Here is a 6339-nt window from a genome sequence, read left to right as displayed (position 1 = left end):
CCGTGTATTGGTTCAACTGCCCGCCGCTGCTCAAGCAATGGCTGGACGACGTACTCACCTACGGTTGGGCATACGGCTCAAAAGGCAAGGCTTTGGCGGGCAAAAAAACCGCCGTTGCCGTATCGCTCGGCGCGCCTGCGCAGGACTATGCGAAAGACGGTGCCGTCGGCCATACCGTTGCCGAAGCCCTGCGCCCGTTTGAGTTGGCGATGAATTATTGCAATGCGGCGTATCAGCCGATGTTTGCCTTCCACACCATCGACAGCAACGCCGGCTATGACGCCGCCGCCTTGCAGGTAATAGAGCAAAGCGCGACGGATTATCTGGCCTACCTGAACCGATTGGCGCAGGCAGACTGAAAGGTTTTGCCGCTTTCAGACGGCCTCAACCGCGTCATGCCGCATGTTTTGGCCCGTGTGCAAAGCAATTGCCGCCGATTAAGGAGCCTGCCAATGAAAACCGCCGGCCTGCTGCCCTTAACGCTGACCCTGCAAGACCATCTCGGCAACGAAAAACACGCACCGCTGCCGCACAGCCTGCCGCGCAACGACTACCGCCCCGGCCGCATCGAAGCGGGCGATGTGATGCTGTGGCAGGGCGATACCATCGTGGTGTTTTACGAGAGCTTCGATTCCGCTTACAGCTATACCCGCTTGGGCAAAATCCGCGATATTGAAGGTTTGAAACAAGCCGTCGGCAAAGGTGCGGTAAACATCCGTTTTGCCGCCGAATAGGCAAATGCCTGTCTGAAAACGTTTTCAGACAGGCATTTTTATCTGAAGTGAACTTGAACGAACACTTATAGCAGATTTAATTAATTTTCGATACAAGGCAGCAAGCCGCAGACAGTACAAGTAGTACGGCAAGGCGCAGCAACGCCGTAGCGAAAGTTAAGTTAATCTGCTATATTTTGTCATACTCGGGTTTGGCCCGGATATCCGTACTGTCTTCAGCTCGGCGCCTTGTCTTATTCTGAATTTAAGTCAATATACATCAGGCCGTCTGAAAACCTTTCAGACGGCCTGATGTGTTTATCTGCCAAACTACCAATTGTAGTTTTCTTTATCCATTTTTCTCGCTGCGATGGAAGCGCCCAGCAGAAGCGTGCGCATCATGCGTTCGGTGGCCTCGATCAGCAGGCGTTCGCCATCGACGATGGCCTGTTCCAAACTCATGGGAATCGGCACGATGGAAGCGATGGCGTCAATACCGATGTCGTACACGTCTTGCGCGCCTTTGCCCAACGTGCCTGCCAAAGCCACCACCGGCACGCCCATATTGCCGGCGCGCCAGGCGATTTCGGCGGGCACTTTGCCGCGCGGGGTTTGGAAGTCGATTGCGCCTTCGGCGGTAATCACCAAATCGGCCTTTTTCAAGAGCCCGTTCAAATCGAAACCTGCCAAACCCGAGTCCAGCAGCGCCTCGAAGCGGGAAACCAATTGCGCGCCCACCGCAGCCAAACCTGCGCCCAAACCGCCTGAAGCGCCTGTTCCCGCACCTTTGGCGAAGTCCAGCGCGCCTGCCTGCGGCAAACGGTATTCGGCAAGTTTGGCCGCCCAGTTTTCAAAGCCTTTTTCCAACTCCTCCACCTGTGCGGGCGTTGCGCCTTTCTGCGGGCCGAACACGCGGGCCACGCCGCGCTCGCCGGTTAAGATATTGTGGGCGTTCAAGGCCATGACCATTTTTACTTTGCCATCGCGGATAGCCGCAGGCAGGCCGTCCATATTCAACGCGGCCACTTGCTGCAAGTAACACCCGCCTTGGCCGACTTCGTTGCCGTCTTTATCGGTAATGCGTGCGCCCAATGCCTGCAATGCGCCCAAGCCGCCGTCGCTGGTGCCGGAGTCGCCGCAACCTATCAGAATGGTGTGGATATCGTGTTCCAGCGCAGCCAGAATCAGTTCGCCCACGCCGTAGGTGGTGGTTTGGGTCGGGTCGCGCCTATCGCGCGGCACCAGGCGCAAACCTGCGGCAGCCGCCATTTCCACCACGGCAACGCCTTCGGCCGAGCCGCCGAGCAGGGCGAAATGGGAATTAACCGGCCGTCCTACCGGGCCGGTAACGGTTTTGTGCACCAAACGTCCGCCGGTTGATTTGGCCAGCATTTCTGCCGTGCCCTCGCCGCCGTCGGGCATGGGAATGGCTTTGATAAACGCACCCGGTATGGCGCGGCGCACGCCTGCGGAAATGGCTTTGGCCACCATATCGGCGTCTAACGATTCTTTAAAGCCTGCCGGAGCGACCAAAATATGTTGGGGGACAGCAACAGTCATTTGAGTTCCTTTCGGTTATCAATGGATCGGTATTAAAAATTATTTAACAAACAAAGGCATGCCAAGAAAAGGCCATATAAGGAAGGCAAACGCCAACACCAGCGCCGCGCTGATGGGCGCCAGCCAAACACTCAGGCGCAACAAGTCGCGGCCTGAATAAGTGGGCGCATCGTCAACTTTGGCATACAGCGCCATCGGTTTGGCCGAGCTGCTCATGGTGTGGCAGAAACCGGCGGCGGCGGTTGAGGCAAACGCTGCCGCCACGGCGGATACGCCCACTTCGGGCGCCAGCGACACCACAACCGGAATCAACACGGCCGAGCGCGCCGAACGCGATTGGATAACCAAGTGTGCGGCGGTGGAAATGGCCACGATAATCACCACAAACCACACCCCCGCGCCCATGCCGCTGCCGCGTATCGGGCCGAGCATACTGTCGGCCGCCCACCCCGCCGCACCGCTGGTAACGAGCGCCGAACCCATCGCCAATGTCGCCGCCATAAAAATCAGCAGTGACCACGGTACCGACTTCAGGGCTTTGCCCAAATCCACCACGCCCAAACCCGTGCTGCTCATCATCAGGCCGCCGGCCAGGGCGATGATGGCCGGATGGATGCCGTGGGCGGATTCGGTGCACCACAGCAGGATCACGCCGCCCACCAGCCAGCAGGTTTTAACCTGATCGGGCGTGAACCTGCCCCGTATCCTGATGGTGGTGTGGTTTTGCAGATCGCTTACCGAAATTTTCAGAGCCTGTTTGCGGTCGTCGGCAGAAGTAAACAATATCAAAATCAGCTCCACGCAAATCACGCTGGCCACAACGGCCAAGGGCATACCGTAGAACATCCAGTTGGTGAACGAAAACGCCGGAAAGCCGCTGGCGGCAAGAATCTGGCTGGTAATCAGATGCGCACCGGCGCCCAGATAAGAGCCGACGGCGGAGAGCAGAATCACCGAGGGAAACAGCAAGGCCAGCGCCAACACCAGTTTGCCGCGCTCGCGCAACACAGATGCCAGCGCCAGAAAAACCGGCATGGCCAATGCCGCACGCCCAGAAGTGGAAGGCACGGCAAAGGCGGTCGCCACCAAGGCCGCACCGCTCAAATGCATCAATTGGCGCGGCGTTTTCGCGCCCGAAACAATGAATGCTGCGGCGCGGGTGGCCAAGCCCGATGCGGTGATGCCTGCCGCCACCACAAACGAACCGAGCAACAGCCATACGGTGTCGTCGCCCAGCGAATCGAACAGGATTTTTTCGGGCAACACTCCCATAATCACCAGCAGCACGGCTGCGCCCAATGCCACATAGGTGTCGTCGATGTCGGTAAAAATCCAAAACCACACCGCCGCGGCAAACACCGACAAGGTAACCGCACCTTGCGTATTCAACGCGCCTGCGGCCGCATCGTCGGCCGCCAACACCGTCCACCACACCACCAAGGCCGCCACGGCAAATGCGGCAACGGCGGCAGAGACATGCCTGCCTGAAAATCTAAACCGCTTGGCTTTATTTGCCGTAACATCCGCTTCTTCATCATGCAATGCCAGGCCGTCTGAATAGCGCGGATTGTTCAGGTTGAGCGAAGAACGGGTCCGGTAGAAAACTTTCCCGGCCGCATCGTGACCGGAAGAAGAGATACGGTTCATATTTTTGTTTCCCTGAATAAAATTACCGTTCTTGCTGCATGGCTTCGGTGGCGGCTTGCCGCACCTGCTTCTCTTCGGCCGCTGCGGCCGCGTGCGCCAACGGGATGTCGATGCCGAACACCGTGCCGTGCTCCATGCTCGACTCCACCCAAGCATAGCCGCCGTGCGCGTGGGCGATGGCTTTCACCACTGCCAGGCCGATACCCATTTGCGGACCTTGCAAATCGGAGCGGCGCACCGCCGGATTAAGAGGCTCGAAAATGTTTCTGGCTTCTTCTTTGCTCAACGGCATACCGTGGTTTACCATCCAGAAGCTGGCCATGCTCTGGCCTTCGGGCGGTCTGCGCACGGAAGCGCCGATTTGGATTTCTTCGCCGCCCGCATTATGTGCCGCCGCATTGCGCGCCAAATGGTGCATGGCGGTGAAAATGTGCTTGGTGTCCATAACCGCGCTGGCATCTGCGGCTTCGGCAATTTGCCAAACATGTTCGGGATACTGCTTGCGCAGCTGGCCGGCCAGTTTTTCTACAAAACTGTCGAGGCGGGTTTCCTGATCGTGCAAAAAGCCTTCTCTGCCGCTTTCGAGCAGCAGGGCGAGGTTTTGCGACAGGCTCTGCATTTTTGCCAGCGAGTCGTCGAGCATCACCGCCTGCGGCGAACCCTCGGCCAGCTGTTTTCTCACCTGTTGCAAATCGTGCGCCTGCTCCTGCGCCTGCTCGAGCACTTCATACAAAACGTGGTTTTGTTCCAAATGCGCGCTGCTTAAGCGGTCGAGCATTTTATTGATGGCTTTGGCCAGGCGCGACAATTCGTTGTCGCCCTCTTCAGGCAGGCGGGTGGACAAATTAAACGAGTCGATGCCGTCTGAAAGCCTGGCAAAACGGTGTATCGGCGCCAAAATCTGCCCGGCCACCACCCAAGCAATCGAAACCACCAGCAACAGGCCGCCGAACATCATGCCAAAGAGGATGCGCATATTGCGGTGTACCGCATCGACATTGTTTTGCACGAAATGGGTGTAAAGCATCACGCCTTGCTCGCCGTTGCTGCCGCGCACCACGCTTTTGCCCCAGCGCAGTTGGCCGTCGGCCGTTTCTTCCACGCCCGAGCTTTTCTCGTTGTTAATCATCTTGTTGAGGCGTTCGCGGTCGCCGGCCAAACGCTCGCCCGCGTCTCTCGAGGCGTTGTCCACCACCAGCACATCGGTGGGGGTTACCGCGATAAACGCTTCGCCTTTATCAGGCGTTTGTCGCTCGAGATAGGTTTCCATCAGCACCGTTACCGAAGTAAACCGCCGACGGGTTTGCGGGTCGAGCGCTTCGCGCGCAAAAGCGTTGAATTCTTCTGCTTCCTGCACAATCGCCGCATTGGCATCGGTATGCACTTGGCGGATAAATATCGAACGGGCGGTTAAAATCAACACCAGCACCATCAGCACCGTAGTCAGCAAAATCCAACCCGCGATACGCCAGCGCGCCGTGGAAGATAAGCCCAAAAGTTTGTTTCGTTTCATTTTTTAACCTTTTCAGACGTGCCTGCGTTTGCAGCGGCGGAGGCGGGATCTTGGTCGGGATAGATATGCTTCACCGAACGGGGCGTATAGGAGAGCGGAACTTCCTGCCCGTCTGCATCAGCGGCAAGCGGCCGCTTACGGCTTTTATCAAATTGCACATCCAACACTGCGGAAGAAAGCTCCGGCGCAGGCACTTCGCGCGTAATCTGCTGCGCCAGTATGGCCACCGCAAGCGGTACGCACAGCACCAATACGATGATGATTAATCTAGATAGCATGGGGCACCTTGCAATAAAAAGTCATTAAAGTGTGAAGTAAACAAATTTTAATATTGTTTGTTATCCTAATAATCATAGGTAAAAATTATTGATTGTGAAAAATCACAATCGATAAAAACATTCAAATAAATTGAATTTTTAATAAATACAAAGAAATGTTTATTTATATAAAATAATCGGTTGAAGGGAGGCGATCATGATGCGGTTACATGAAAAGCTGATGGCCTAGATTTTAAAAATACGAGTTAGTTATTGAAAATATTGAAGTTTCACCTTTTTGATAAAGTAACGATTATTTGATTAAAATCAAATAATATGGTTTTACTATATATATGTCATGACCGACAAGCAAAATAAAAATAAGTTCTATAAGGTTTACATATCCTGCCGCCTTGTCGCCATTCGTAACCTAATAGTTATCTTTGTGTAGTCGTAAAAAGGATCGACAGCAGGATCTGCCGAATGCGGCAGCTGTTTTAAACAAATGCCTGTCTGAAAATTATTTTTCAGACAGGCATTTTTGTTGCCAACCTTTAGAGCGTGTAGGCGACTGCATTGCAGCAGTTTTTTTGGTCTTGAATTGTCAAACCAAGCGCAACGTTTTTCGAAACAGCACCTCATAAGCACA

General features: G+C 55.2%; 7 protein-coding genes. 2 read left to right on the top strand and 5 right to left on the bottom strand.

Annotation, left to right across the window (positions count from 1 at the left end; translation table 11 throughout):
• Together Q4C79_RS12785 and Q4C79_RS12780 are read left to right on the top strand one after the other, a co-directional pair.
• Window positions 1-359: NAD(P)H-dependent oxidoreductase (locus Q4C79_RS12785; RefSeq protein ID WP_303091408.1), on the top strand; the 359-nt coding region annotated here is incomplete at its 5' end.
• Window positions 360-452: 93 nt separating this feature from the next.
• Window positions 453-734: a cyclophilin-like fold protein gene (locus Q4C79_RS12780; protein WP_303091407.1), complete on the top strand. Its 282-nt coding sequence runs from the start codon at window positions 453-455 to the stop codon at window positions 732-734.
• Window positions 735-1043: 309 nt separating this feature from the next.
• On the opposite strand, the gene Q4C79_RS12775 is transcribed toward Q4C79_RS12780, so the two are convergent.
• The 5 genes from Q4C79_RS12775 to Q4C79_RS12755 form a co-directional block, all read right to left on the bottom strand.
• A complete protein-coding gene (locus Q4C79_RS12775; protein WP_303091406.1) occupies window positions 1044-2273 on the bottom strand; it encodes a glycerate kinase in 1230 nt (409 codons plus the stop codon).
• Between the two features lie 39 nt (window positions 2274-2312).
• Window positions 2313-3920 (bottom strand): SLC13 family permease, encoded by a 1608-nt coding sequence (locus tag Q4C79_RS12770; protein ID WP_303091405.1) that lies wholly within the window; start codon window positions 3918-3920, stop codon window positions 2313-2315.
• 22 nt (window positions 3921-3942) lie between these two features.
• Window positions 3943-5433 (bottom strand): HAMP domain-containing sensor histidine kinase, encoded by a 1491-nt coding sequence (locus Q4C79_RS12765; RefSeq protein WP_303091404.1) that lies wholly within the window; start codon window positions 5431-5433, stop codon window positions 3943-3945.
• On the bottom strand, window positions 5430-5711 hold the full coding sequence (locus Q4C79_RS12760) for a hypothetical protein (protein WP_303091403.1): 282 nt from the start codon (window positions 5709-5711) through the stop codon (window positions 5430-5432). Before Q4C79_RS12760 ends, Q4C79_RS12765 begins: the two co-directional genes overlap by 4 nt.
• A gap of 375 nt (window positions 5712-6086) precedes the next feature.
• Window positions 6087-6339 (bottom strand): hypothetical protein (locus Q4C79_RS12755; protein ID WP_303091402.1); only part of this gene is annotated, 253 nt, incomplete at its 5' end.

This window comes from Neisseria sp., from assembly GCF_030523955.1.
Taxonomy (GTDB): Bacteria; Pseudomonadota; Gammaproteobacteria; order Burkholderiales; family Neisseriaceae; genus Neisseria.
This window is presented reverse-complemented; position numbering and strand designations above follow the sequence as displayed.